The following is a 24,467-nucleotide window of genomic DNA, read 5'->3' on the forward strand; positions in this document are numbered from 1 at the left end:
GATCAGCCCTCCTTCTCGATGCGGGTCAGGTTGTCCCGGAGGATGGGGCCGTATTCGTACTTGCCGGCGCATACATAGCTGCACAAAGCCAGGTCTTCCTCGTCCAGTTCCAGGCAGCCCAGGCCCTGGGCGGTTTCGGTGTCGCCGACGATCAACGAGCGCAGCAACTGGGTCGGCAGGATGTCCAGCGGCATCACCTCTTCGTAGTTGCCGACCGGCACCATGGCGCGCGGGCTGCCATTGGTGGAGGTGGAGAAGGCGAACAGTTTGCGCCCCAGCAGTTTGGACAGATAGATATTGAGCACCGAGTGCTTCTCGACCCCTGGCCGCAGGTAATGCAGCAACTCGCGCTCCTTGCCTTCGCGCAGGCAGGACACCTGCACGTGGTAGCGCCCGAGGAAGGCGAAGGCGCCATGGGCGGTACGCCCCCCCAGCACGGAGCCGGAAATCACCCGGTTGCTGCCGGACTGCAACTCACTGGCCGTCAGTTCGTCGAGATTGGCGCCCAGGCGCGAGCGCAGCAGGCGCGGCTTCTCCACCACCGGGCCACCCAGCGCCAGCACGCGCTCGACCGACAGGCGGCCCGTGGTGAACAGCAGGCCGATGGCGATCACGTCCTGGTAACCGATGCTCCAGACGCTCTTGCCGGCGCTGACCGGATCGAGGAAGTGGATATGGGTGCCCGCCAGGCCAGCCGGATGCGGGCCGGAGAAAGTCTCGGTCTGCACGCGTGGCAAACCCTCGCCGGGCAGTGCGTCGCCCGTGCCACGGCAGAGGAATACCCGCGCCAGGTTGCCGAGCACCTTCAGGCCGGCTTCGAAGGCTTGCGGCTGCTCGGCGATTACCACGCGCGGGTCGGCAGCCAGCGGATGGGTATCCATGGCGGTGACGAAAATGGAAGCGGGCAGCGCGTCGGCAGCCGCTACCTTGCTGAAGGGCCGTGTACGCAGCGCCGTCCACAGGCCGGACTGCTGCAGGTTTTCGCGCACCGCGGCGACATCCAGGCTATCGAGCTGATCGGACGCATAGTGGGCGAAGGTCAGCTCTTCATCACCATCGAGGTCGATGACCACCGACTGCAGTACGCGCTTCTCGCCACGGTGGATGGCGCTGACGATCCCGGCGCCCGGTGCCGTGAAGTGAATGCCCTCCATCTTCTTGTCGGAGAACAGCACCTGGCCGAGCTTGACCCTGTCGCCCACCTGGACGCTCATGGTCGGCTTCATGCCGGGATAGTCGAAACCTATGACAGCGACGCTGCGTACTGGCCTCCCTGGCTCGATACGTTGCACCGGCGCCCCTGCGATGGGCAGATCAAGCCCACGTCTCAAATTAATCATCGGTCGCCTAACTACTTAATTTAGAAAGTTTTTTGAGTTCGGCAGGCCGGCACAGAAACCGCTTGGCGGTTTGTGCCCATACATACATGTGCGACTTATTGACGCGAACCCAGATTAAAATCCGCACGATTATAGAGGCCGCCTACCTTGGCTGACCACCCAAGTCTTTTCGATTTATGTCTCGAACCCCCTCGTCCGCTCCGGCTAGCCCATTGATTAGGCAGGAAAATCACAGCCAGGGGCAGCAGTGGAGCGTATGGGGGCAATCCGGGCGAACGCCGGCCCCTGAAAGGCGCGGCGGGAGCCGAGGCTCCCGCCGCGTATTCAACGAAGGGGGATCAACGCGGGAAAGCCGGAGGGTTGACACCTGCCATGTCTTCCATGACGCGAACCACCTGGCAGCTATAGCCGAATTCGTTGTCGTACCAGACGTACAGCACGACCCGGTTGTCACTGCAGATGGTGGCTTCGGCATCGACCACGCCGGCATGCCGGGAGCCCACGAAATCCGTTGAAACAACTTCCTGCGAATTGACGAAGTCGATCTGCTTGTGCAGCTCGGAGTGCATGGCCACCTGGCGCAGGTACTCGTTGACCTCCTCGCGGCTGGTGGCCTTCTCCAGGTTCAGGTTGAGGATGGCCATGGACACGTTCGGCGTCGGCACGCGGATGGCGTTGCCGGTCAGCTTGCCCTTGAGCACCGGCAGCGCCTTGGCGGCGGCGGTGGCCGCACCGGTCTCGGTGATGACCATGTTCAACGCGGCACTGCGACCACGACGGCTGCCCTTGTGGAAGTTGTCGATCAGGTTCTGGTCGTTGGTGTAGGAGTGCACGGTCTCGACGTGACCGTTGACGATGCCGTACTGGTCATTGATCGCCTTGAGCACCGGCACGATGGCATTGGTCGTACAGGACGCGGCGGAGATGATCTTGTCATCGGCGCTGATGTCCTGGTGGTTGATGCCGTGCACGATGTTCTTCAGCTCACCCTTGCCCGGCGCGGTCAGTACCACGCGGGACACGCCCGGGCACTTGAGGTGCTGGCCCAGGCCTTCGGCATCGCGCCACTTGCCGGTGTTGTCCACCAGCAGGGCGTTGTCGATACCGTACTGGGTGTAATCCACCGAGGCGGGGTCGTTGGAGTAGATCACCTGGATCAGGCTGCCGTTGGCAGTGATGGTGTTGCTTTCCTCATCGACGACGATGGTGCCGTCGAACGGACCGTGCACAGAGTCGCGGCGCAGCAGGCTGGCACGCTTGGCCAGGTCGTTGTCGGCCCCTTTGCGCACGACGATCGCACGCAGGCGCAGGCCGTCGCCACCGCCGGTCTTGGCGATCAGGATACGCGCCAGCAGGCGGCCAATGCGGCCGAAGCCGTAGAGCACGACATCGGTGCCCTTGCGGGCGCCGGAGACATTGCGCTTGTCGGTGATATCGGCCAGTTCGTCACGCACGAACTGCTCGAGGCTGCGCCCCCCAGCCTGCTCCTTGAACTTGCCGACCAGCTTGCCCAGGTCGATGGAGGCCGCGCCCAGGTTCAGCTCGCTCATGGTCTTGAGCGTCTGGTAGGTTTCGTGGACCGACAGTTCGGCCTCGTCGGTCTGGCGGTGGCGGGCGAACCGGTGCGCCTTGAGGATGGCGATCACCGAACGGTTGATAAGGCCACGACCGTAGATGGAAGTCACCACATTGTTGTTGCGATACAGCTGGCCGATCAGCGGAATCATCGCTTCGGCAAGGGCTTCTCGATCAATCCATTCACCAAGACACTGGTCGGGCTTCTGAGTCACGGGCTGTTCCTTCCAACATGTAGGGGCTTAGAAAAGGGGCTACATTATGCCGGTGCGCCCCGGCCCCGGCAATCCACGTCATTGCCATACTCGGGCTCTCGGCCCATGCACGGTCGAGAGCCGGAAAGAGCGCCGGAAGGCTGGACGAACGAGCGTGGCCGCCGGTGTTTTCGTCCAGCACCCCAACCTCCAGCGCCGTTACCGAAGCACCTTGCGCTGGGTCACGACATAGCCCGACATCCCGGCCGCCACTGGCCGGCCAAGAGCAGCCACGCCGGCATGCATCACGGGAACAGGCCCGAGGTGCGTGAGCACCTGCGGGCCCTGGGGTCATGGAGGGAACTTCAGGAGGTTTTCTCGTCGTTACCGGAGTCTTCACGCTCCACCACGGCGGTCAGCGCCTCGATCACCTCGCAGGCGACCGCACGCTTCTGCAACGGCAGACCGAGAAAGGCATCGATGACGTCCTTCTCCTGAAGGTACAAGTCGTCGTCCGAGACGACGGGGGGATCGATTATCTGTTTGATGGTCTTGTCTCCCATTCAGCACAAGCCCTGTGGCCCACGGCAGGGCCAGTGGCGGGCCTGATGTTCATCGGAAGCCTGCACATGCCCTGCTTGCCATCCACCCACAGCAATCCGGCTGACTGTAAGCGGTGGCGACATGACGCGCGCAGGCGGCGCGCTCTTGCATGACATCCACGAATCGCATGCCCATCCATATTAACCGCTAATTCATAAATTTATGTAATATCCGATTAATTAAAATTCACTATCCAAGCAAACAAGACCGGAACCCCACCGAGCAAGGAGGCCCCATGCACAGGGAACAGGAGCACAGGAATCGCAGCCGCGCACTGGACTGGCAGACCATGGAAGCGCTGGACAAGCTGATCGCGCAGGTACGCAGCCCCCAGGCACGCCAGCGCCTCGAGAAACAGAAAGCTCGTATACAGGCTCGACTGAAAGAGTTCTGAGAACCCGTTCACACTTCAGCGAATCAGGTCATGCCTGATTCGGGGCAGAGCGATCGCGTTATCCAGCGGCAGGACCTCTCGATAGCAGCACTGGCGGCTGGAGACGGACGAAAGGCGCGCCCCCGCCCTTGCGTTCATCCTCCGGCTTTCCAGTGTTCCAGCCACCCCCTGGCCGCGCGTAGCGCGAGCGCTCCGCCGCACATGCGACCGGATCGGGCTCCAGCCAACCCATTGCCGCTTTACGCTGCCGGGATCCAGCCGCTACCATCCACACCCCACGCATGCGTCAGGACGCCGTGATGAATCGAGTGTTGTATCCGGGGACTTTCGATCCCATGACCCTGGGCCACGGTGATCTGGTCGAGCGCGCCGCGCGCCTGTTCGATGAAGTGGTGATCGCCGTCGCGGCCAACCCGAGGAAAAACCCGCTGTTCTCCCTGGAGAAACGCGTCGAGCTGGCGCAGGCGGTCACGCAGCACATACCCAATGTCAGGGTGGTGGGCTTCTCGACGCTGCTGGCGCATTTCGTCAAGGAGCAACAGGCCAACTGCTTCCTGCGCGGACTGCGGGCGGTATCCGACTTCGAGTACGAATTCCAGTTGGCCAACATGAACCGCCAGTTGGCGCCGGACGTGGAAAGCCTGTTTCTGACGCCTTCGGAAAAATATTCGTTCATCTCCTCGACGCTGGTACGGGAAATCGCCGCGCTGGGCGGGGATATTTCCAACTTCGTCCACCCGGCAGTGGCCGAAGCGCTGAACGAGCGCTTCCAGCAGAAGGGTTGACGGCGCCGCCATGCCCCGCCCGGCATGGCATCCATGGGCACATTCCGGCACAATTCGTCCTGCCCGACCAATGACCGAAACACGACGCCCTGGCCGCCACGGTTCGCCGGGGCTTCGTCACTGCCGCGAGCGGCCAGGACGAAGCCTCTACCGTTCAAGGCCACGGCTGGAGCGACCCATGTCCCTGATCATCACCGACGACTGCATCAATTGCGATGTCTGCGAGCCGGAGTGCCCGAACAACGCGATTTCCCAGGGCGAGGAAATCTATGTCATCGACCCGAACCTCTGCACCGAGTGCGTCGGCCATTACGATGAGCCCCAATGCCAGCAGGTCTGCCCTGTCGACTGCATTCCGCTCGACGCGAACAACGTCGAGAGCAAGGATCAGTTGATGCAGAAATACCGGAAGATCACAGGGAAGTAGCTGGAGGCTGGAGGCTGGAGGCTGGAGGCTGGACGGACAGTCTGCGCATCAGCGCCAATACCCGCTCAAGCGCTTCCTGCTTTTTTCGTCCAGCCTCCAGCGCTCTTATCGGCTCTTCCGCTCTTCCTTGCAGCTTCTGGCTTCCAGCAGCTTTCCGACTCTCCCTCCTACACCTGCACGATCACCGGCCCATCGTCATCCCCGCCGATCTGGCGCAACTGCCGGGTCAGCTCATGCCCCTCGCCCAGCATCAACGCATTGCGCAGGCTCTGGATGATGCGGCTGGCATAACCCAGGTCGTTCATCAGCGAACTGGTCTGCAGGCCGTCCAGATCGCCCGTCCGCACGGCGTCGAACAGGCGCTTGCGGAAGGCCGCGTCGAAACTGGCGGCATGCTCGTCCAGCCATTGCAGGCGATCGCGCCAGAGCTCGTCGGGCAGGTCGGAATGGTTCAGGCTGCGAATCTCGCGCAACGCCTCCAGCAGGTGACGCCGCAGCTCCACATAGGCCACGCGAATCGGCGACTCTTCGTTACGCAGGTGCTGGCCCAGGTTTTTCTGCAGATGCTTGGCATCCTTGACCGCATCCACCAGTTGCAGGGCCGCCACCTGGCAGCGCATCCAGAAATCCTGGTGCTCTTCGTCCAGCGGCACATCCAGCCGGCCCATGAACGTCAGCAGGTCGCCATAGACACCCTTGATATGACGCTGGTAGAGGCGCTCGGCATCCAGTGACTGCGGGTCAGGGGGCGCCTTCATCAGCGCGGAATCGGGCTTGCCCCGCTGGAACAGTTGCTCGACAGGCAGGAAGATCGCGTGGCAGATCACCTCCACGCTCAACCGCTCCAGATGCTGCAACTCCTGCGCCACCGCGCTGGCGGCGGCATCGGCGGAATCCAGCGCGCGCTCGTTGAGATAGCGTGCGCGGGTACGCGGCTCCCGGTCATCGTCATGATCCAGCTCGGTGATCAGCACCACCGGCTCCTGGCGATCGGGCAACAGGCGTTCCAGCAGGCGCACCAGTTGCGGCTGCCAGGGCCAGAACAGCAGCACCCCGATGCCGTTGAACAGGGTATGGAACAGCGCCAACTGGATCAGTGCATTGCCGCCCAGCCCGAACGGCTCGACCAGCCAGGTCACCAGCCAGGCCAGCGGCGACAGCAGCAGCATGGCCAGCAGCGCGGTCAGCACGTTGAACAGCACATGCGCCAGGGCCAGTCGCTGACCGCTGCGATTACCGCCCAGGGAGCCGACGAAGGCGGTGGTGACGCTGCTGCCGACGTTGGAGCCGATGGCGATCGCCAGGCTCTGCCACAGCTCGACCTGCCCACCGGCCAGGGCCGCCAGGGTCAGCATCAGTGCGGCATGGCTCGATTGCAGCACCACGGTGATCAGCAAGCCGGCGGTGAAGAACAGCAACTGCCCGTAGAGCCCTTCCACGTGCCGGCCACTCATGTCCAGGCCATCGCCGAAACTGGAAAATCCTTCCTTGATCTGGTCGATACCCAGGAAGATGAAGGCAATACCCAGCACGATGCGCCCTGCCGCCTTCCCTTTCGGCCCAGTGAAGCTGGCCAGCACCCCGAACACCAGCAGCGGCAGCGCCAACGGGCTCAGGCTCAGGTTCTGCCCGGCCAGGGCCAGCAGCCAGATGCCGCTGGTGGCGCCAAGGTTGGCACCGAACAGAATGGCCACGCCACCGGCGAGCTGGATCAGCCCGGTACTGATGAACGCGATGGTCAACAACGATACCAGGGTGCTCGACTGCAGCAGCATGGTGCCACCGATACCGAACAGCAGCCCCTTGAAGGGTGTAGAGGTGCTGCGCGCGAGAATCTGCTCGAGCTTGCCGCCCGCCAGGTCACGCAGGCCCTCCTCCAGGCATTGCATGCCGAACAGGAACAACGCCAGGCCCGCACAGAGCTGCAACCAGCCGGGGCTGGACCAGAATGACCAGGACAGCAGGGAAATGCCCAGCAGCGGCAGGAAAATTTTCAGGTATTTGTTATTCAAGGCGAAAGCTTCATCGAATTGCAAAGAACGAAGCCTACGCTACTCGGTTGCCCGCAGGAAGATGGCCAATAGCCATTCACAGGGTGATCGCGCCACGCGCTGGAGCCACCGGAAAGAACACGGGAAAGCGGGAGATCGAATGGCAACGCACGGCAATCCGTGCTCTCCGTCCAGCCATCCAGCCTCCAGAGCCGTTACCGGGCGGGCCGCTTCAATCCGGAATAACAGCGCCCTGCAGCCAGTTGCGATAGAGCGCGGCGATCAGGTCGGTCTGCGTCAGCATACCCACCAGGCGCCCCTCTGCATCGGTCACGGGCAGGCAGTGCAGGCCGTCATCGCAGAGCATGGAAACCAGTTCGACCATATGGGTGTCCTCGCGCGCCGCGATGGCCGGCGTGGTCATTACCGAACGCAGCTTGGTGCCACGCAAGTAACGTAGCTGGCCGAAGCTCAGGCGCCCCTGCCGAGGCTGGAAGTGCTTGAGCAGATCGACCAGGGTGACAATCCCCAGCAGCCTGCCGCTGCCCTCCTCGACCACCGGCATGGCCCGCAAGCGATGCTCCTTGAGTTGACGCCAGGCCTGCTCGATAAAGGTGTCGGGCGTGCCGTGCAGCACATCCCGCGACATGATCTCGGCGGCCAGCACCTCGCCCATGCTGCGCCGCAACGCATGCTTCTCGGTCTGCCGGATCAACCGGGCCAGGTCCTCCCGCGTGACATCGACATGACTGCCGAACTCGTCGAGGGCACGTTCGATATCATCCTGGCTGGGGCTGTTGCGCTCGGCCGGCGACGGATCGGCGGTCTGGTGGGGATGCTTGCGCCCGGGCCAGGCACGCGGGTAGGTGTGCCCGGTCAGGTTGTTGTAGAGCAGCGCGAGCGCGATCAACAGCAACGAGTTGAACATCACCGTATAGGTCAGCTCGAAACCGACCTGCTGGGCCTGGGCGCTGCTGATGCTGGCGACCAGCACCAGGGCACCGCCCGGGGGATGCAGGCAGCGCAGCCAGAACTGCCCCAGCAGCGTCAGGGCGATCGCCAGCACCGCCGCCAGCACCGGAGCCAAGCCACTGTGCCCCAGCGCTTCGCCGACCAGGGTGGCCAGCACACTGCCGGCCAGTACCGACCAGGGCTGGGAAAAGGTACTGGACGGCGCGCAGAACAGCACCACCGCCGAAGCTCCCGCCGGCGCGATGACCAGCAGCGCCACCGGCATGCCGAACAGCCAACTGCCCAGCGACAGCACCAGCGCGACACCGAGGGAGGCACCGCAGAGGGCCCGCAGCCATTCGCGCGGGTGTGCCGCCTGCACATCGGGGAAGAATGATCTGAACCAGTCGAGCAGAGCTGTCGGCATGAAGGGTCCTTTCCGGGATATCCGTATAGGCGCCCGGATACGACAAAACGTCGCATGGGGCACAGCCCGCGCATTGTCGACAAGGAGAAAAAACAACTCAAATAAATACTTTTTGCCGTTCAGTGCAATTTATTTGATGGAAACGATCAGGGAGAGGATTGCCGTGCGCCTTCATCACAGGGCAGTTCGCGGACAGGCCTGTTCCCATCAAAAATTGCCCCTTTGCTTTAAAAAACTTTCAGGGCGCGGGTCGTTCGGGGCGGGGCAGTGCGAGCGGATTGACAATAATGTGCCTGGTTCCAGGATCGTGCAGCGTGATCTCGGGCTCATCGCCCTTGTGCGAATGCCTGCTGGCGGAACGGACCACCCCATAACGGTATTCGACCGTGGCTAGCCCGGATGCCCGTCCACCCGGGCCCGGCACAGCATAGGCGCATAGCGCCAGACGAAGATCGCGAAGGCCAGCGCCCACAGCAGCGCCGCCAGCCACAGGCTGCCATGGGGCCAGAAGCCATAGAGGAACACCCGCACCAGCGCCCCGAGGTTGAGCAGGGCAAACCCCCATGCCATCCCAGCCGGCAACGCCAGGGGCCTGCCGGTATGGCCGAGGCTGACCCGCGCGATCATCGCCAGGATCAGTCCGGCCATCGCCCCCACTGTCAGCGCATGCAGCGCCAGGCTGGCGTTGTGCAGCACGCCGAAATGCCAGAACGCCATACCCAGGCAGGCCAGTGCCAGCCAGGCCAGCCAGGCCAGCGCCAGGTGCAGCGACCAGAGCAACGGCACACGCCACAGCCCCCGGGCATACCAGCGCCACAGACGTACGGCATGCCCAAGAGCGATACCCAGGAACAGGATGCCCAGCGGCGGGGATAGCGTCACGGCGACTCCGAGCCCATGCAGCAGTGCCACCAGCACAGTGGCGGCCAGCAGCCCCAGGTCCAGCCAGGCCCAGGGCCGGACTGCCTCGGCACGCCCCAGCCCACGCTGGGTGAAGAAAGGAATCACACGCCCGCCGATCATCCCCATCAGCGCCGCCACCAGCCAGATACCGGCCAACGCCGCCTGGCGTTGCATACCCTCATCGAACCGCGCCAGGCCATACAGGCTCAGGGCATCGGCCCCGGCCAACAGGCCCAGCACGACCACGACCGGGTAGTTGCGCTTCTGCCGTACCGCCCACAGCAGGCGCGCCAGCGCCCCCGCCAGCGGCAGCGGGAAGGCCATTTCCAGGGGCGCCAGCAATACCGCCGGCAACCCCAGCAGCCAGCCCAGCCGCGCAGCCAGCCACAACGCCGCCAGCAGCATCAGGCTTCGCCCCGACAGGCTGGGCCGCCCGGTCCAGGCCTGCACCGCGGTCAGCAGGAAGCCGGCGACGATGGCCATGACGAAGCCGAACAGCATTTCATGGCGATGCCAGGCCAGCCAGCCGCCCGCCGGCTGCCAGCCCGGCCAGATGCCCGTCCAGGCGATTACCCACAAGGGAATCGCCAGCAGCGCATAGAGACTGCCGGCCAGGAAGAAAGGTCGAAACGCCAGACGCCAGATCGGCGCGATGGCCAGCGCCTTGCGCCGGTCGATGACTTGCATTGCAACCTCCGGAAAACAACCTCGTCATGCCTGCCGTTCTACAGCAACGGCAGACGGACACACTCGACCGGAAGGCTCCCCGGAAACCTGCCCGCGCACGAAGAACATCGCCCTGGCCAGCAACCACGCCGAGCAGTACCAAAGCTGGAAGCGCCATCAGCGTGAATGCCAGGACCAAAACCCTGCCAGGGCGTTTCTGCTCTTTCTTCCAGCTTCAGGCTTACAGCAGCTTCATACGACCTTGAGCCGCAGCTCCTTGGGCATGGAGAAAGTGACGTTCTCCGGGCGACCGTCCAGTTCGTCGGCTTCGCACGCGCCCCACTCGCGCAGCCGCTCGATCACCCCACGCACCAGCACCTCGGGCGCCGAGGCGCCGGCGGTGATGCCGATCCGCTGGATATTCTCGAACCACTCGCGGCGCAGGTCCTCGGCGCCGTCGATCAGATAGGCGGGCGTCGCCATGCGTTCGGCCAGTTCCCGCAGGCGGTTGGAATTGGAACTGTTGGGACTGCCGACGACCAGTACCACGTCGCACTCGCCGGCCAGTTGCTTGACCGCGTCCTGGCGGTTCTGCGTGGCATAGCAGATATCGTCCTTGCGCGGCCCGCCGATATTCGGGAAACGCTGGCGCAAGGCGTCGATGACACGGCTGGTGTCATCCATGGACAGCGTGGTCTGGGTGACGAACGCCAGGGCATCGGGATTGCGCACCTGCAGGCTGGCAACATCCGCCTCGTCCTCGACCAGGTAGATGGAGCCGCCATTGCGAACATCGTACTGGCCCATGGTGCCTTCCACCTCGGGGTGCCCATGGTGGCCGATAAGGATGCACTCGCGGCCCTCGCGGCTGTACTTGGTGACCTCAAGGTGCACCTTGGTGACCAGTGGGCAGGTCGCATCGAACACCTTCAGGCCGCGCCGGTCGGCTTCCTGGCGCACCGCCTGGGAAACGCCGTGTGCGCTGAAGATGACGATGAAGTTATCCGGCACCTGGTCCAGCTCCTCGACGAAGATGGCGCCGCGCGCGCGCAGGTCCTCCACCACGAACTTGTTGTGCACCACCTCGTGGCGCACATAGATCGGTGGCCCGAACACTTCCAGGGCACGATTGACGATCTCGATGGCGCGATCGACGCCGGCACAGAAACCGCGAGGGTTGGCGAGTTTGATTTGCATGGCGGGTATCTGCACGCGGTAAGGACGGAAAAGAGTGTAACGCAGAGCGAGGCCAACGCATGTAGATACCGTCTTGGCCCTCACCGAGCAAGTGCCAATTCGGGGTTAAAGGGCACACCGGATTTCAGCACGCCATAAACGATGCACAGGAGCTTGCGCATCGCCGCGCAGATGATCTGTTTACCGGTCTTACCTCGTTCGCGTAAGCGCTGTGCCAAAGCGTTGACCGCAGGATTGTAAGTGATGGCGACGAGGGCCGGCATATAAAGCCCTGCCCGTAAACGCGCTGAGCCTACCCGTGAGATGCGCACATGCCCCTTGTACTTGCCCGAGTCCTGTAACCTCGGGTTCAAGCCTGCAAAGGCGGTAATGGCGCCCGCATCCTTGAACTGCACCGGATCGCCCAGCTCCGCCATGAGCAGGGCCGCCGTCAGCTCTCCGATCCCATCGATACCTTCCAGCAGATCACGTCTGTTGCGCAGGTCTGGGTCGTTGTCGATATGGTTCCGGATGGCCCTCAGGGTCTCTTTGATCTGTTCGTCCACACGCTCGATCACCAGGCGGATGGACTCCTGTACGCTGTCATCGGCCACCTCCAGGCGATTGCTCTCCATTTGCTTGATCTCCTTGAGGTCTTGCAGACGCCTGACCAGCGCCCGCAGGCGACGGATCGCTTGAGGCTCAGGCTGCCAAAGACGCAGCTCATCCACATGACGCAGGCCGTAGAGGGCAATCAGCTTGGCATCGACCTGGTCTGTCTTCACCCGCTGCAGTTGGCTGCGGGCGTAGTAGGCGATCTGTGCGGGATTCATCACGCAGACCCGGTAGCCGCCCAGGCTATACAGGTACTCGGCCAGTGCCTCGTGATAGGTGCCGGTTGCCTCCATCACAACCCAGGCATCAGGAGCGGCGTGCTTGCTCAGCCACTCTTGCAAGAGTTCGAAACCGGCACTGCCGTTGGGCAGCTTGGCCTTGGTGCGAAACTTACCGTTGGCTTGCACGGTAGCAATGTCGAAACTGTGTTTGGCAATGTCGATGCCTACGATGCTGGACATAAAAACTCCTCGCTCAATCCACGATGATCGTCACTGCGCCCGGCCCTGCCTTGTGAATGCGAGTTCTCACAGCATGTGGACTCTAGATACCGTTCGAGCTTTTCGAGCGAGTGCGGAAGGCGGGAGTGCTATCTACGATGCAGGCTCGAAGCCTAAGGGTGCGCACGTCTTCCCAGTCCTTCCCCCGATGATCAGTCGGGGACTATTGCCCATTGACAGGGCTGAAGTCGAGATACAAGGGTGCGCCGCGCGCACCTGAGCAATCCGGGGCACCCTACGGCAGGCCGGGAAAATATTTTACGGGTCCGTTCACGTCACTCGTCCTCCCTCGCGCAAACGATAATAGATTGCGTTCAATCGGGAGGGACATGATGCTTCACACCACTTTTCCACAGCGTCCGCCAGTCGCCGCACTGCGGCGTACCGCGTTGCTGCTCGGCCTGCTGCCGGCCCTGGCCATGGCCGAGCCGGTGGCCTTCGATATTCCCGCGCAGCCACTGGGGGCCGCGCTCAATCAACTGGCCGAGCAGAGCGGTTTGCAGGTGATCTATAACGGCGAGCTGGTGCAGGGGCTGAGCAGCCCGGCTGTCAGCGGTAGCCAGGAGCCGGAGGCGGCCTTGCAGCGGTTGTTGCAGGCGAGCGGACTGGTCTGGCGGTCGGCGGGAGCGGGGAGTGTGGTGCTGGAAAGAGCGCCGGAGAACAGCGGGCCTCTGGAGGTTGGCGCTACGGCCATCACCGGTACGGGTGTGGCACGGGGCACTATCACTTCCGAGGGGACGGGCTCTTATGCGGCCAAAGGCGCCAGCATCCTCAAGGGCGCACATGCGTTGAAGGAAATTCCGCAGTCGGTCACGGTGATGACCCGCAAGATGCTCGATGACCAGCAACTCAACACCATCGAACAGGTGATGGAGAAGACGCCGGGCATCACCGTCTACGATTCGCCGATGGGCGGCAAGTATTTCTACTCCCGTGGCTTTCTCATGAGCGGCCAGTACCAGTACGACGGTGTGCCACTGGATATCGGCAGCAGCTACGTGCAGGCTGACAGCTTCAACAGCGACATGGCCATCTATGACCGCGTGGAAGTGCTGCGCGGTGCGGCAGGCATGATGAAAGGCGCCGGTGGCACCGCCGGCGGCGTCAACTTCGTGCGCAAGCGCGGCCAGGACACGGTCCGCAGCCAACTGTCGCTGTCGGCAGGTAGCTGGGACAACTACCGCGGCCAGCTCGATAGCGGCGGCCCGCTGAACGACGCCGGTACCCTCCGTGGCCGTGCGGTGGTCACCCAGCAGACCCGCCACTATTTCTATGACGTGGCCAGCCGCAAGGACCAGATCTACTACGGCGCGCTGGACTTCGACCTCAGCCCGGACACCACACTCGGCCTGGGTATCGCCTACGAGGATGTCGACGCCACGCCTTGCTGGGGCGGCCTGCCGCGCTACGCCGATGGTTCCGACCTGCACCTCAAGCGCTCCACCTGCCTGAACACCGCGTGGAACCACCAGCGCAGTAAACGCGCCACTTACTTCACCGACCTGGAACATCGGTTCAACGACGGCTGGTCGCTCAAGGCCGCGGGCGTCTACTCGCGCAACACCCAGGACATGGAGTACGCCTTCCCGAGCGGTGCGGTTCCGGTCGGCGCCAGCGCATCCAGCACCCTGATGCTCGGCAGCATCTATGACTACGACCAGGTCGACTACGGCTTCGATACCTACGTGGATGGCAGATTCGACGCGTTCGGCCAGCGGCATGAGCTGACGATCGGCGCCAACGCCAGTCGTTCGCACAAGGATGATTTCTACGCCGTGGTCGTTCTGCCACAACGCCAGAACGTGCTGGATCCGAACCACCATATCCCGCAACCGGACGAAAGCTACTACCTGGCCAATGCCTCCCGTGGCGGCCCGGTGGACATGCGCATCGAGCAATACGGCGTTTACTCCACCGCTCGCCTGAAACTGGCCGAGCCACTGACCCTGGTGCTGGGCAGCCGGGTGAGCTGGTACAAGTCCGACACCGATTCGGTGAATTACTTCCTCGGTGAAGGCACGCCGGTCAGCACCCAGTCCAGCGAAAACGGGCAAGTCACGCCGTTCGCCGGCCTGCTGTTCGATCTCGACGACAACCTGACCGCCTACGCCAGCTACACCGGTATCTTTACCCCGCAAGGCGCGTACAAAACCATCGACGGCAGCACGCTCAAGCCATTGATCGGGCAAAGCTACGAGTTGGGGATCAAGGGTGAGTGGTTCGACGGGCGCCTGAACAGCGCCTTCAACCTGTTCCGCACCATCCAGAAGGACGCGGCCCAGGACGACCCGCGCTGCGCAGACGGTTCCTGCTCGCTCAACTCCGGCAAGGTTCGCGCTCAAGGTTTCGAGGCAGAAATCAGCGGTGAAGTGATCGAGCGCCTGCAATTGCTCGCCGGCTATACCTACAGCCAGACCAAAGTGCTGGAAGACACCGACGCGACCCAGGACGGCGCGGTCTACAACTCCTACGTACCGCGCCACCTGCTGCGCGTCTGGGCCGACTACCGCCTGAGCGGTCCGCTGGATCGCGTCACCATCGGTGCCGGCGTCAATGCCCAGAGCAGCAACTACCGCACCTCACCATTGAGCGGCGATAACATCAACGGCGCCGGTTATGCCGTCTGGAGCGGCCGTATCGGCTACCAGATCGACGATACCTGGTCGGTCGCGCTCAACGGCAATAACGTGTTCGACAAGCGCTACTACGCCACCATCGGTACCGAAGGTTTCGGTAACTTCTATGGTGAACCGCGCAACTTCGTGATGTCGGTCAAAGCCGACTTCTGATTGCCCCGCCCAAACGCCCGGCATTGCGGGTAATGCCGTCCATATGAGCATTTGAGCTGCGCCCTGGGCTTCCTCGAAAATCCGATGCCAACTCCTGGTATCGGGTTTTACATGTCGATTCGGCAACAGTCGCTCGACCCCGCTGAGCCATCAGCTCCTCCGGCCCGAGCCCTTTCACTCAGCATGCAGGATGGGCCGAACCGCCAGTTGATACCCATCGTCTTGCGCAACGATGGGTATCGCTTCGCTCGACCCATCCTACGTCGAGGGCAGTGTGTCGATAGTTGCTGTTTCTAGCCGCACTTGCTGTCGCCGCAGTTCAGGCAGGTCAGGCAACCATCCAGTTGTACCAGCGCCGTGGTATTGCACTTGCCGCACAACGCCGCGCCAGGGGGGTAGCCGGTGTCCTGGCTGGCGCTGTCCGCCTTCAGTTCGGCTTTCTTCTGTTCGATGAACGCTTTCTGGTGTTCGTCCAGGCGCTCGGGGTCGATCAGGCCGATCTTGCGCAGGTGGGTCTCGATCACGTCGCCGATCTCGGCTACCAGCGAGGGCATGAACTTGCCGCCTTTCTTGAAATAGCCGCCCTTGGGATCGAACACCGCCTTGAGTTCCTCGGCGAGGAAGGTGCAGTCGCCGCCCTTGCGGAATACCGCCGAGGCGATACGGGTGAGGGCGACGATCCACTGGAAGTGGTCCATGTTCTTCGAGTTGATGAATATCTCGAACGGATGGCGCTGTTCGTGCTCGGTGCCCTGGTTGAGCACGATGTCGTTGATGGTGACGTACAGCGCATGCTCGGACAGCGGCGTCTTGATCTTGTAGGTCGAGCCTTCCAGCGCTTCCGGGCGCAGGACCTTCTCGTGCATCAGCTCGAGTTCAGGTTCTGGCGTGCTGGTGGCGACCTCGGCCTGCTCCGGCTTGACCACTTCGTAGCCGACGATCTTGCTGTCGATGCGGATTTTCTTGTTGCTCATCGGCGCTTCCTCAGAATTTTCCGTAATAGCCTTCTTTGAGGGCATCGAACAGGTTGGCGGCGCTGTGGATCTCGCCGTCGTATTCGATTTCCTGGTTGCCCCTGGCTTCCACGACGCTGCCGTCGGCCAGGGCGAAGCGGTAGGTCGTGGCGGCCAGGTCGGCCTCCTTGACCAGTACGCCCTGGAAGGCCTCGGGGTTGAAGCGGAAGGTGGTACAGCCCTTCAGGCCCTGCTGGTGAGCGTAGACGTAGATGTCCTTGAACGACTCGTAGGGGTAGTCGCTGGGCACGTTGGCGGTCTTGGAGATGGAGCTGTCGATCCACTTCTGCGCCGCCGCCTGGATGTCGACGTGCTGTTTCGGCGAGATGTCGTCGGCGGTGATGAAGTAGTCCGGCAGGCCATTGCCGGGCGCGGCCTCGGGGTCGATGAAGTGCCGGTAGGCGAGCAGCTCGGAGGAGTAGACGTCGACCTTTTCCTTGGATTTCTTGCCTTCGCGGATGACGTTGCGGAAGTAGTGGTGGGCGAAGCTCGGCTCGATGCCGTTGCTGGTGTTGTTGGCCAGCGACAGGGAGATGGTACCGGTGGGGGCGATGGAACTGTGGTGGCTGAAGCGGCTACCCGTCTCGGCCAGTTGCTCGATCAGTTGCGGCGCGACCTCGGCGATGCGCTGCATATAGCGCGAATACCTGGCCCAGAGCACGCGGCCCTTGACCGTGTCACCGGGCTTGATGCCATCCACGGCCATTTCCGGGCGCTTGGCGAGCATCTCGGCGGTGACGACGAAGTCTTCGTCCATCAGCGGCGCGGCGCCTTTTTCCCGCGCCAGTTCCAGGCCGGCTTCCCAGCCGACCACGGCCATCTGCTTGGCGACTTCCTCGGTGAAGAGCAGCGACTGCGGGTCGCCGTATTGCATCCTGAGCATGGTCAGGGTCGAGCCCAGGCCGAGGAAACCCATGCCGTGGCGGCGCTTGCGCAGGATTTCGTGGCGCTGCTGCTCCAGTGGCAGGCCGTTGATCTCCACCACGTTGTCCAGCATGCGGGTGAAGATGCGCACCACCTCCTTGTATTCCTCCCAGTCGAAGCGCGCGCGGTCGGTGAAGGGATCGCGCACGAACTGGGTCAGGTTGACCGAGCCGAGCAGGCAGGCGCCATAGGGCGGCAGCGGTTGCTCACCGCAGGGATTGGTGGCGCGGATGTCCTCGCAGAACCAGTTGTTGTTCATCTCGTTGACGCGGTCGATGAGGATGAAGCCCGGCTCGGCGAAGTCGTAGGTGGAGCTCATGATCATGTCCCACAGCCGCTGCGCCTTGATCACCTTGTACACGCGGCAGGCGGTCAGGCCCTGGTCGTTGCTGATATAGGGGCCTTTCTGCGGCCAGTCGCGCCAGATCACCTGGCTGGCGTCGGTGGTGTCGATGCCGTCTTCGTCGACTTCCTTCTGGCTCAGCGGGAAGGCCAGCGGCCAGTCGGCGTTGGCCTGCACGGCGGCCATGAATTCGTCGGTGATCAGCAGGCTCAGGTTGAACTGGCGCAGGCGGCCGTCTTCGCGCTTGGCGCGGATGAAGTCGGCGACATCCGGGTGGCCGACGTCGAAGGTGGCCATCTGCGCCCCGCGGCGACCGCCGGCGGAGGACACGGTGAAGCACATCTTGTCGTAGATATCCATGAACGACAGCGGCCCCGAGGTGTACGAACCGGCACCGGAGACATAGGCACCGCGCGGGCGCAGGGTGGAGAACTCGTAGCCGATGCCGCAGCCGGCCTTGAGCGTCAGGCCGGCCTCGTGGACTTTCTCGAGGATATCGTCCATGGAGTCGGCGATGATGCCGGAGACGGTACAGTTGATGGTGCTGGTGGCGGGCTTGTGTTCCTGGGCGCCGGCGTTGGAGGTGATGCGACCGGCGGGAATGGCGCCCCGGCGTAGCGCCCAGAGGAATTTCTCGCCCCAGTGCTGACGCTGTTCAGGCGTCTGTTCCACCTCGGCCAGGGCCCTGGCGACGCGCTGGAAGCTGTCGTCGATGGTCTGGTCGATGAGCCGGCCGTCCTTGGCCTTGAGGCGGTACTTCTTGTCCCAGATGTCCATCGACGCATCCTGGATCGGGATATCGGCGACGGCCTTGCTGATGGATCGTACCTTCGCTGCGTGAGTCATTGCAGAGAGCCTCCTGGTTCAAGGGCGGGAGTATTTATTGCGCGAAAAAGTAGGCGGATCGTGCCGCTATTCGTTGTTTTGCACAAGATGTTGTATTGGATGCTGGATGGTAGCCCATATGTAGGGCTTATCCAAGATGATAGTGGTTCTTGTCCGTGGCGATCGCACGCGGTACCAACGCCTTCGATAGAAGCGCTGGAGGCTGGACGAGGAACCGTTCGTTTTCCAGCCGAAACCAGGGCGTCTACGTCGAGCTGTCCAGCCGCCAGCGCTGTCGTCGGCTCTTTGAGCGCACCGCGCGATCAGTCTTCGGACAGCCTGGGTTTCTGCTTGAGGACCTTGGCCAGGATGATCTTCGGGCCGCGCATTTTCTTGATGACGATATGCAGGCCGGCGACTTCCAGCACTTCGTTCTTCTCCGGCACGCGCTTGAGGCTCTCGTAGACCAGGCCGCCGAGGGTGTCGGCTTCGATATGGTCGAGGTCGACGTGGAGGATGCGCTCCAGCTTGAACAACGGGGTGTCGCCGCGCACCAGCAGTTTGCCCGGCTGGTAGGCGAGGATGCTGTGGTCGGTCTTGTGGTGTTCGTCCTGGATATCGCCCACCAGCACTTCCAGCACGTCTTCCATGGTGAGGAAGCCGACCACCTTGTGATCGCCTTCCTCGACCAGCACGAAGTGCGCGCCGCCCTGGCGGAACTGCTCCAGCAACTCGTTCAGCGGCATGCTGCGCGACACTCGCTCCAGCGGGCGCAGCAGGTCGCCGAGGACGAAATCCTCGGCCAGCGAACCATCCTCGGCCAGCGCCAGCAGCAGGTCCTTGATATGCAGCAGGCCGATGTATTCGCTCTGCTGCTGATCGTAGACCGGATAGCGGCTGTACTTGTGGCGGCGGATGGTCGCGAGGATGTCGGCCAGGGAGGAGTCACTGTCGATCTGCAACAGGTCTTCGCGGGAGTTGGCCCAGTCGGCGACTTCCAGTTCGCTCATCTCCACCGCCGAGGCCAGCACCTGGATGTCCTGGTTGCCCGGGTCCAGCGTACGGTTCGAATGCAGGATCAGCTTGAGTTCGTCGCGGCTGTAGTGGTTTTCGCTGTGGCTGCCCGGCTCGCCCTGGCCGGCGATGCGCAGGATGGCGTTGGCGCTGGCGTTGAGCAGGGAGATGGCCGGGTACATCAGCCAGTAGAACAGGTACAGCGGTACGGCGGTCCACAGCGACAGCAACTCGGGCTTGCGGATCGCCCAGGATTTGGGCGCCAGTTCGCCGACCACGATATGCAGGTAGGAAATGATGAAGAACGCGGTGAAGAAGGCGAAGGCGTGTATCAGCGCCTGGGACTCGATGCCGAGCATCGCCATCAGTGGTTCCAGCAGGTGGGCGAAGGCCGGCTCGCCGACCCAGCCCAGGCCCAGCGAGGCGAGGGTGATGCCGAGCTGGCAGGCCGACAGGTAGGCGTCCAGTTGATTGTGCACGGTGCGCAGGATATGCCCGCGCCAGCCATGTTCGGCGGCGATGGCCTCCACCTTGGTGGAGCGCAGCTTGACCATGGCGAACTCGGCGGCGACGAAGAAGCCGTTGAGCAGGACCAGGAACAGGGCGAAGAGAATCAGGCCGATATCGGCGAAATAGGAAGGTGAAACGCTACTAGAGGAAGGGTCCATGGGGGTACGGGGTAAACCAATGAAGGCGACAGAATGGGGGGGATGTCGGGATATTTCAAGTTCGCAGCAGGGGGCGGGGCGATCGCGCTATGCATTCGATGGAGCCGAAAACAGCGCTGGAAGGCTGGAGGCTGGACGAAAAGCACCTGCGTTTCACTCTTTTCGCCCAGCCTCCAGCCCCCAGCCTCCAGCCCTTACCACCTGCGCCGCCTGGAAATGGCAGGTGAAGGCGCTGCCTTTGCCGGGCACGCTGTCGATATCCAGGCGTCCCATATGACGCAACAGTACATGCTTGACGATGGCCAGGCCCAGGCCGGTGCCGCCGGTGGTGCTGGCGCGGCTGGAGTCGACCCGGTAGAAGCGTTCGGTCAGGCGCGGCAGGTGGCGGCGGTCGATGCCGATCCCTGAATCCTGTACGCAGAGAAAGGCGCCCTGTTCGTTGCCCCACCAGCGGATCTGGATATCGCCGCCCTCGGGGGTGTACTTCACCGCGTTGAACACCAGGTTGGAGAAGGCGCTGCGCAGTTCGCTCTCGCTGCCGCGCAACTGGATGTGGCTGTCGGCCTCCAGGCTGATGCGGTGCTGTTTTTCCGCCGAGAGGGCCAGGGCATCGCTTTTGATCGACTTGAGCAATTGGTCGACGGCCACCGGGTTGTTGGCCGAGGGATGGCTGGTGGTTTCCAGCTTGGCCAGTAGCAGCAGGTCGCTGATCAGGTGCTGCATGCGCCCGGCCTGCTGGTCCATCTGTTGCAAGGCGCGCTGCCAGATGCCCGGCTGCTCGCCGCTGTTCTCCAGCAGGGTTTCCAGGTAGCCGGTGATCACGGTCAGCGGTGTGCGCAGCTCATGGGAGAGGTTGGCGACGAAATCCTTGCGCATCTGCTCCAGGTGGTGCAGCCGGGTGATATCGCGCACCAGGAACATGTGTTCGCTGTTGCCGTGGCGGGTGATATTGACCTGCAGGTAGATACGGTCATTGACCGGGGAGACGATTTCCAGCGGTTCGTCGTACAGGCCACGCTCGAAGTACTCCTTGAAGGCCGGGTGGCGTACCACGTTGGTGATCGGATGGCCGGTGTCCTGCTGGTGCTTGAGGCCGAGAAAGTCGCTGGCGGCGATATTCCACCACTCCAGGTTGCCATGGCTGTCGAGCATGATCACCCCGTCCTTGAGGGCGGCGGTGGAGCTTTGCACGCGGTCGATGATCGCCTGCAACTGGTTGCGTTGGCGCAGTTCGCGGCGCTGCAACTGATAGAGGTTGTCGAAGACTTCGGCCCAGATGCCGTGGCTGGCCGGTGGCGGGGCGTCGGGGTTCTGCTGCAGCCAGGCCAGCAGGCGCAGCAACTGGCGCAGGGTCCAGCTCAGGTAGAGCACGAGGCCCAGCACCAGCGACCAGGCCAGGTGGCCGGAAACCAGCCCGAGCAGCAGGCAGCCGAGCAGGATCAGCAGTAGCCGGCGTACCAGGGCACCGCGCCAGTCTTGGTTCACTCTCCAGGCTCCTTGGATTCAGCTCTTGACCGAGAAACGATAGCCTGTACCACGAACCGTCTGCACCAGATTCTCGTAGCTTTCGCCGAGAGCCTTGCGCAGCCGCCGGATATGCACGTCCACGGTGCGTTCCTCGACATAGACGTTGCCGCCCCAGACCTGGTCGAGCAACTGGCCACGGGTGTAGGCACGCTCCTGGTGGGTCATGAAGAATTGCAGCAGGCGGTATTCGGTCGGCCCCATTTCGGCCGGCTTGCCGTCGATGGTGACGCGGTGGCTGACCGGGTCGAGCAGCAGGCCGCCGATCTCGATCGGCGTTTCGCTGTCGTTCGGGGCGGCCCGGCGCAGCACGGCCTTGAGGCGTGCCACCAGTTCACGGGGCGAGAAGGGCTTGGTGATGTAGTCGTCGGCGCCGACTTCCAGGCCCTGGATCTTGTTGTCTTCTTCGTCCTTGGCGGTGAGCATGATGATCGGCGTATCGGCGGTCATCTCGTCACGCTTCAGGCGGCGTGCCAGCTCGATGCCCGAGGTGCCGGGCAGCATCCAGTCGAGCAGGATCAGGTCGGGCCGGCGGTCGACGATCAGGGCATGCGCCTGCTGGCTGTTGTCCGCTTCCAGGCATTCGTAGCCGGCCATTTCCAGGGCCACGACGATCATCTCGCGTATCGGCGTTTCGTCATCGACGATGAGGATGCTCTTGCCGTTCATGGTCCGTTCTCTGTCGTTGCTGTCGCTCGGCATTAGATAACGGAATTATTGCAGCCATGTGACATTCAGACGGATGTGCGCAGGCCGTAGTCGAGCAGCGTCCCGATCAGGATCGCCAGCCCGGCCCAGTGATTGTGCAGGAAAGCCTTGAAGCATTGCAGCGGTTCGCGCCGGCGAGTGCTGTGGAACTCCCAGGCGAAGCACAGCGCGGCCACGCCGAGGCCGAGCCAGAACCACGGCCCCAGGCCGAAACGCACGCTGGCCAGCGCCAGGCACAACAGTGTCATGCCCTGCAGGCTGGCGATGATGATGCGGTCGGCGTCGCCGAACAGGATGGCGGTGGATTTCAGGCCGATCTTCAGGTCGTCCTCGCGGTCGGCCATGGCGTAGTAGGAGTCGTAGGCTACGGTCCACAGCACGTTGGCCAGGTACAGCAGCCAGGCGGCGGCGGGCAGGCTGCCGGTCTCGGCGGTGAAGGCCATGAGGATGCCCCAGGAGTAGGCGGCGCCCAGCACCACCTGCGGGTAGTAGGTATAGCGCTTCATGAAGGGGTAGAGCGCCGCCACCGCCAGGGCGCCGAAGGACAGCCAGATGGTTGCGGCATTGGTCAGCAGCACCAGCAGGAAGCTCAGGCCGACCAGGACCGCGAAGAGTACCCAGGCCTCGCGTACGCGCACCTTGCCGCTGGCCAGTGGCCTGGCCCTGGTGCGCTCGACATGGCCGTCGAAATTGCGGTCGGCGAAATCGTTGATCACGCAGCCGGCCGAGCGCATCAGGATCACGCCGAGGCTGAATATCAGCACATGCCCGACGGACGGCGTGCCGTCGCCGGCGATCCACAGGGCCATCAGCGTCGGCCACATCAGCAGGAAGATACCGATGGGCTTGTCCAGCCGTACCAGTTGGATGAAGTCCCAGGCGCGCGGATGCAGGCGGTTGCTCGATTGCAGGAGTTTCAGGTACATGCCGACGGTCTCCGGATGCTCAGGCGTTCACGCTGGCATCGCGCCAGAGTTCGGGAAGGAATATCTCTGCGACCAGCACGCCCAGTTCTCCACGGCGAAAGCAGGAGCGGCGAGCCCAGAGGCCTTCCTGGCGAACCTGCGCGGGCAGCCAGGCGGCGGGGTAGTGGCAGGTTTCCAGTTCGCCCCGGGCGAAGGCGTGGTCGCTGAACAGCAGTTCGCCGAGGGAGCGGCTGCCCAGGTGCTCGAGGTCCATGCCCGAGTTTTCCAGCGCGCTGCGCAAGGCCACGCTGCGGGCGAAGATCCAGGGGCGGCGATGGCCGCGCAGATAGACCTCGCGGACCCAGCCGACACTGCCTGGGGTGCCGCCGAGGGCGCTGCATTCGTCGTGGCGCAGCGTCTGCCAGCCTTCGGCCAGTGGTTGCACGTCGAAGTGACCAGCGCTCTGGGCGGTCAGGCGGCGCGTCAGCGAGCCTTGGTCGAATAGCCAGTCATGCAGGTCGGAGGCGAACGGTCGGGGCAGTTGCGTGGCGCTGAGCCAGTCGGGGATATCGGACACGGGCATCATCGGGTATGGCAGGAACACGGGCACGAGTCTAGCACGGGCGCGCGCCGCGGCAGGATGTGCTTGCCCGCAGCGCCAGGGCGATCGCATGAGGTCCCGGACCATGGTCGTGGAAGCCGGCTGATCATGCGCCGCCTCGTTGCGAGCGGATTGGCAATCAAGTGTGTCTGGCTTCAGGATCGTACAGCGCGATCTTTGGCTCGCCGTATCTGTGCGAATGCCTGGTGCGGGGCGGGGCACGCGTGAATACATCCCTGTAGCTCTTCGCCGCCACCCCTGGCGGCGAAGGCCCCGCCCCGCCACCAGGCATCCGCACAGCCATCTTCAGCGGCGCTTGTGGGAAAGCGCCGGCGAAACCTAAAGCCCTACGGATGATTCGGTACTGCGCCGGCAGCTCTTTCCATAAGTCTCCACGGTCTTCATCGCGAGCCCAGCCAGCCCTGCTACGAAACCTTCGTCGGTAGGGAGACCGGCAAAGAACGCCCCCTTAATCATATGGGCGACGGCTTCATGCGTGTTTAGTAGCAGGGCTGGCCGGGCCGCGACAACACGGACAACAGAACATCGCCAGCGGTGTACGGCCAATCGCAGACTTGATTGCCAATCCGGCCGCACTGCCCCTCC

The 24,467-nt window shown here is 63.3% G+C and carries 19 protein-coding genes; 4 read left to right on the top strand and 15 right to left on the bottom strand.

Annotation, left to right across the window (positions count from 1 at the left end):
• Positions 1-2: 2 nt before the first annotated feature.
• The 3 genes from DNJ95_RS04435 to DNJ95_RS04445 form a co-directional block, all read right to left on the bottom strand.
• Positions 3-1,340, bottom strand: coding sequence for a Na(+)-translocating NADH-quinone reductase subunit A (locus DNJ95_RS04435; RefSeq protein WP_131183510.1), 1,338 nt, complete (start codon positions 1,338-1,340; stop codon positions 3-5).
• Between the two features lie 338 nt (positions 1,341-1,678).
• Positions 1,679-3,130, bottom strand: coding sequence for a glyceraldehyde-3-phosphate dehydrogenase (locus DNJ95_RS04440; protein WP_131183511.1), 1,452 nt, complete (start codon positions 3,128-3,130; stop codon positions 1,679-1,681).
• A 344-nt stretch (positions 3,131-3,474) separates the two neighbouring features.
• Positions 3,475-3,672, bottom strand: a complete 198-nt coding sequence (locus DNJ95_RS04445) for a hypothetical protein (protein WP_131183512.1) — start codon at positions 3,670-3,672, stop codon at positions 3,475-3,477.
• A 275-nt stretch (positions 3,673-3,947) separates the two neighbouring features.
• Between DNJ95_RS04445 and DNJ95_RS19165 the strand changes: the two genes are divergently transcribed.
• From DNJ95_RS19165 to DNJ95_RS04455, 3 genes are all read left to right on the top strand, one after another.
• A complete protein-coding gene (locus tag DNJ95_RS19165) occupies positions 3,948-4,106 on the top strand; it encodes a hypothetical protein (RefSeq protein WP_165491582.1) in 159 nt (52 codons plus the stop codon).
• 299 nt (positions 4,107-4,405) lie between these two features.
• Positions 4,406-4,891, top strand: a complete 486-nt coding sequence (gene coaD / locus DNJ95_RS04450) for a pantetheine-phosphate adenylyltransferase (protein WP_131183513.1) — start codon at positions 4,406-4,408, stop codon at positions 4,889-4,891.
• A gap of 178 nt (positions 4,892-5,069) precedes the next feature.
• Positions 5,070-5,318 (top strand): YfhL family 4Fe-4S dicluster ferredoxin, encoded by a 249-nt coding sequence (locus DNJ95_RS04455; RefSeq protein ID WP_131183514.1) that lies wholly within the window; start codon positions 5,070-5,072, stop codon positions 5,316-5,318.
• A 167-nt stretch (positions 5,319-5,485) separates the two neighbouring features.
• Here the strand turns inward: DNJ95_RS04455 and DNJ95_RS04460 are convergent, their stop codons facing one another.
• The 5 genes from DNJ95_RS04460 to DNJ95_RS04480 all read right to left on the bottom strand — a co-directional run bounded on the left by DNJ95_RS04460 (position 5,486) and on the right by DNJ95_RS04480 (position 12,508).
• Positions 5,486-7,330, bottom strand: a complete 1,845-nt coding sequence (locus DNJ95_RS04460; protein ID WP_131183515.1) for a Na/Pi cotransporter family protein — start codon at positions 7,328-7,330, stop codon at positions 5,486-5,488.
• Between the two features lie 211 nt (positions 7,331-7,541).
• Positions 7,542-8,687 carry an HPP family protein gene (locus DNJ95_RS04465; RefSeq protein WP_131183516.1) on the bottom strand — a complete coding sequence of 382 codons (1,146 nt, stop codon included), beginning with the start codon at positions 8,685-8,687 and terminating at the stop codon, positions 7,542-7,544.
• Positions 8,688-9,077: 390 nt separating this feature from the next.
• The gene (locus DNJ95_RS04470) at positions 9,078-10,277 is read right to left on the bottom strand and encodes an NnrS family protein (protein ID WP_131183517.1); all 1,200 of its coding nucleotides are present in this window, start codon (positions 10,275-10,277) and stop codon (positions 9,078-9,080) included.
• Positions 10,278-10,508: 231 nt separating this feature from the next.
• Positions 10,509-11,453 carry a 4-hydroxy-3-methylbut-2-enyl diphosphate reductase gene (ispH, locus tag DNJ95_RS04475; RefSeq protein WP_131183518.1) on the bottom strand — a complete coding sequence of 315 codons (945 nt, stop codon included), beginning with the start codon at positions 11,451-11,453 and terminating at the stop codon, positions 10,509-10,511.
• Between the two features lie 80 nt (positions 11,454-11,533).
• Positions 11,534-12,508 carry an IS110 family RNA-guided transposase gene (locus tag DNJ95_RS04480; RefSeq protein ID WP_131183519.1) on the bottom strand — a complete coding sequence of 325 codons (975 nt, stop codon included), beginning with the start codon at positions 12,506-12,508 and terminating at the stop codon, positions 11,534-11,536.
• Positions 12,509-12,966: 458 nt separating this feature from the next.
• Between DNJ95_RS04480 and DNJ95_RS04485 the strand changes: the two genes are divergently transcribed.
• Positions 12,967-15,336, top strand: a complete 2,370-nt coding sequence (locus DNJ95_RS04485) for a TonB-dependent siderophore receptor (protein ID WP_242671945.1) — start codon at positions 12,967-12,969, stop codon at positions 15,334-15,336.
• A gap of 293 nt (positions 15,337-15,629) precedes the next feature.
• Here DNJ95_RS04485 and DNJ95_RS04490 read toward each other — a convergent pair whose 3' ends face one another.
• The 7 genes from DNJ95_RS04490 to DNJ95_RS04520 form a co-directional block, all read right to left on the bottom strand.
• The gene (locus tag DNJ95_RS04490) at positions 15,630-16,310 is read right to left on the bottom strand and encodes a TSCPD domain-containing protein (RefSeq protein WP_131183521.1); all 681 of its coding nucleotides are present in this window, start codon (positions 16,308-16,310) and stop codon (positions 15,630-15,632) included.
• Positions 16,311-16,320: 10 nt separating this feature from the next.
• Positions 16,321-18,462 (bottom strand): adenosylcobalamin-dependent ribonucleoside-diphosphate reductase, encoded by a 2,142-nt coding sequence (locus DNJ95_RS04495; protein ID WP_131183522.1) that lies wholly within the window; start codon positions 18,460-18,462, stop codon positions 16,321-16,323.
• Positions 18,463-18,764: 302 nt separating this feature from the next.
• Complete coding sequence (locus DNJ95_RS04500) at positions 18,765-20,123, bottom strand: hemolysin family protein (protein WP_131183523.1); 1,359 nt, start codon at positions 20,121-20,123, stop codon at positions 18,765-18,767.
• Between the two features lie 153 nt (positions 20,124-20,276).
• On the bottom strand, positions 20,277-21,608 hold the full coding sequence (gene phoR, locus DNJ95_RS04505; RefSeq protein ID WP_131183524.1) for a phosphate regulon sensor histidine kinase PhoR: 1,332 nt from the start codon (positions 21,606-21,608) through the stop codon (positions 20,277-20,279).
• An 18-nt stretch (positions 21,609-21,626) separates the two neighbouring features.
• Positions 21,627-22,316, bottom strand: a complete 690-nt coding sequence (gene phoB / locus DNJ95_RS04510) for a phosphate regulon transcriptional regulator PhoB (protein ID WP_131183525.1) — start codon at positions 22,314-22,316, stop codon at positions 21,627-21,629.
• A 65-nt stretch (positions 22,317-22,381) separates the two neighbouring features.
• Positions 22,382-23,281 carry a 4-hydroxybenzoate octaprenyltransferase gene (gene ubiA / locus DNJ95_RS04515; RefSeq protein ID WP_131183526.1) on the bottom strand — a complete coding sequence of 300 codons (900 nt, stop codon included), beginning with the start codon at positions 23,279-23,281 and terminating at the stop codon, positions 22,382-22,384.
• Between the two features lie 19 nt (positions 23,282-23,300).
• The gene (locus tag DNJ95_RS04520; protein WP_242671944.1) at positions 23,301-23,843 is read right to left on the bottom strand and encodes a chorismate lyase; all 543 of its coding nucleotides are present in this window, start codon (positions 23,841-23,843) and stop codon (positions 23,301-23,303) included.
• Between the last annotated feature and the right edge of the window lie 624 nt (positions 23,844-24,467).

This window comes from Stutzerimonas kirkiae (assembly GCF_004327335.1).
GTDB lineage: Bacteria > Pseudomonadota > Gammaproteobacteria > Pseudomonadales > Pseudomonadaceae > Stutzerimonas > Stutzerimonas kirkiae.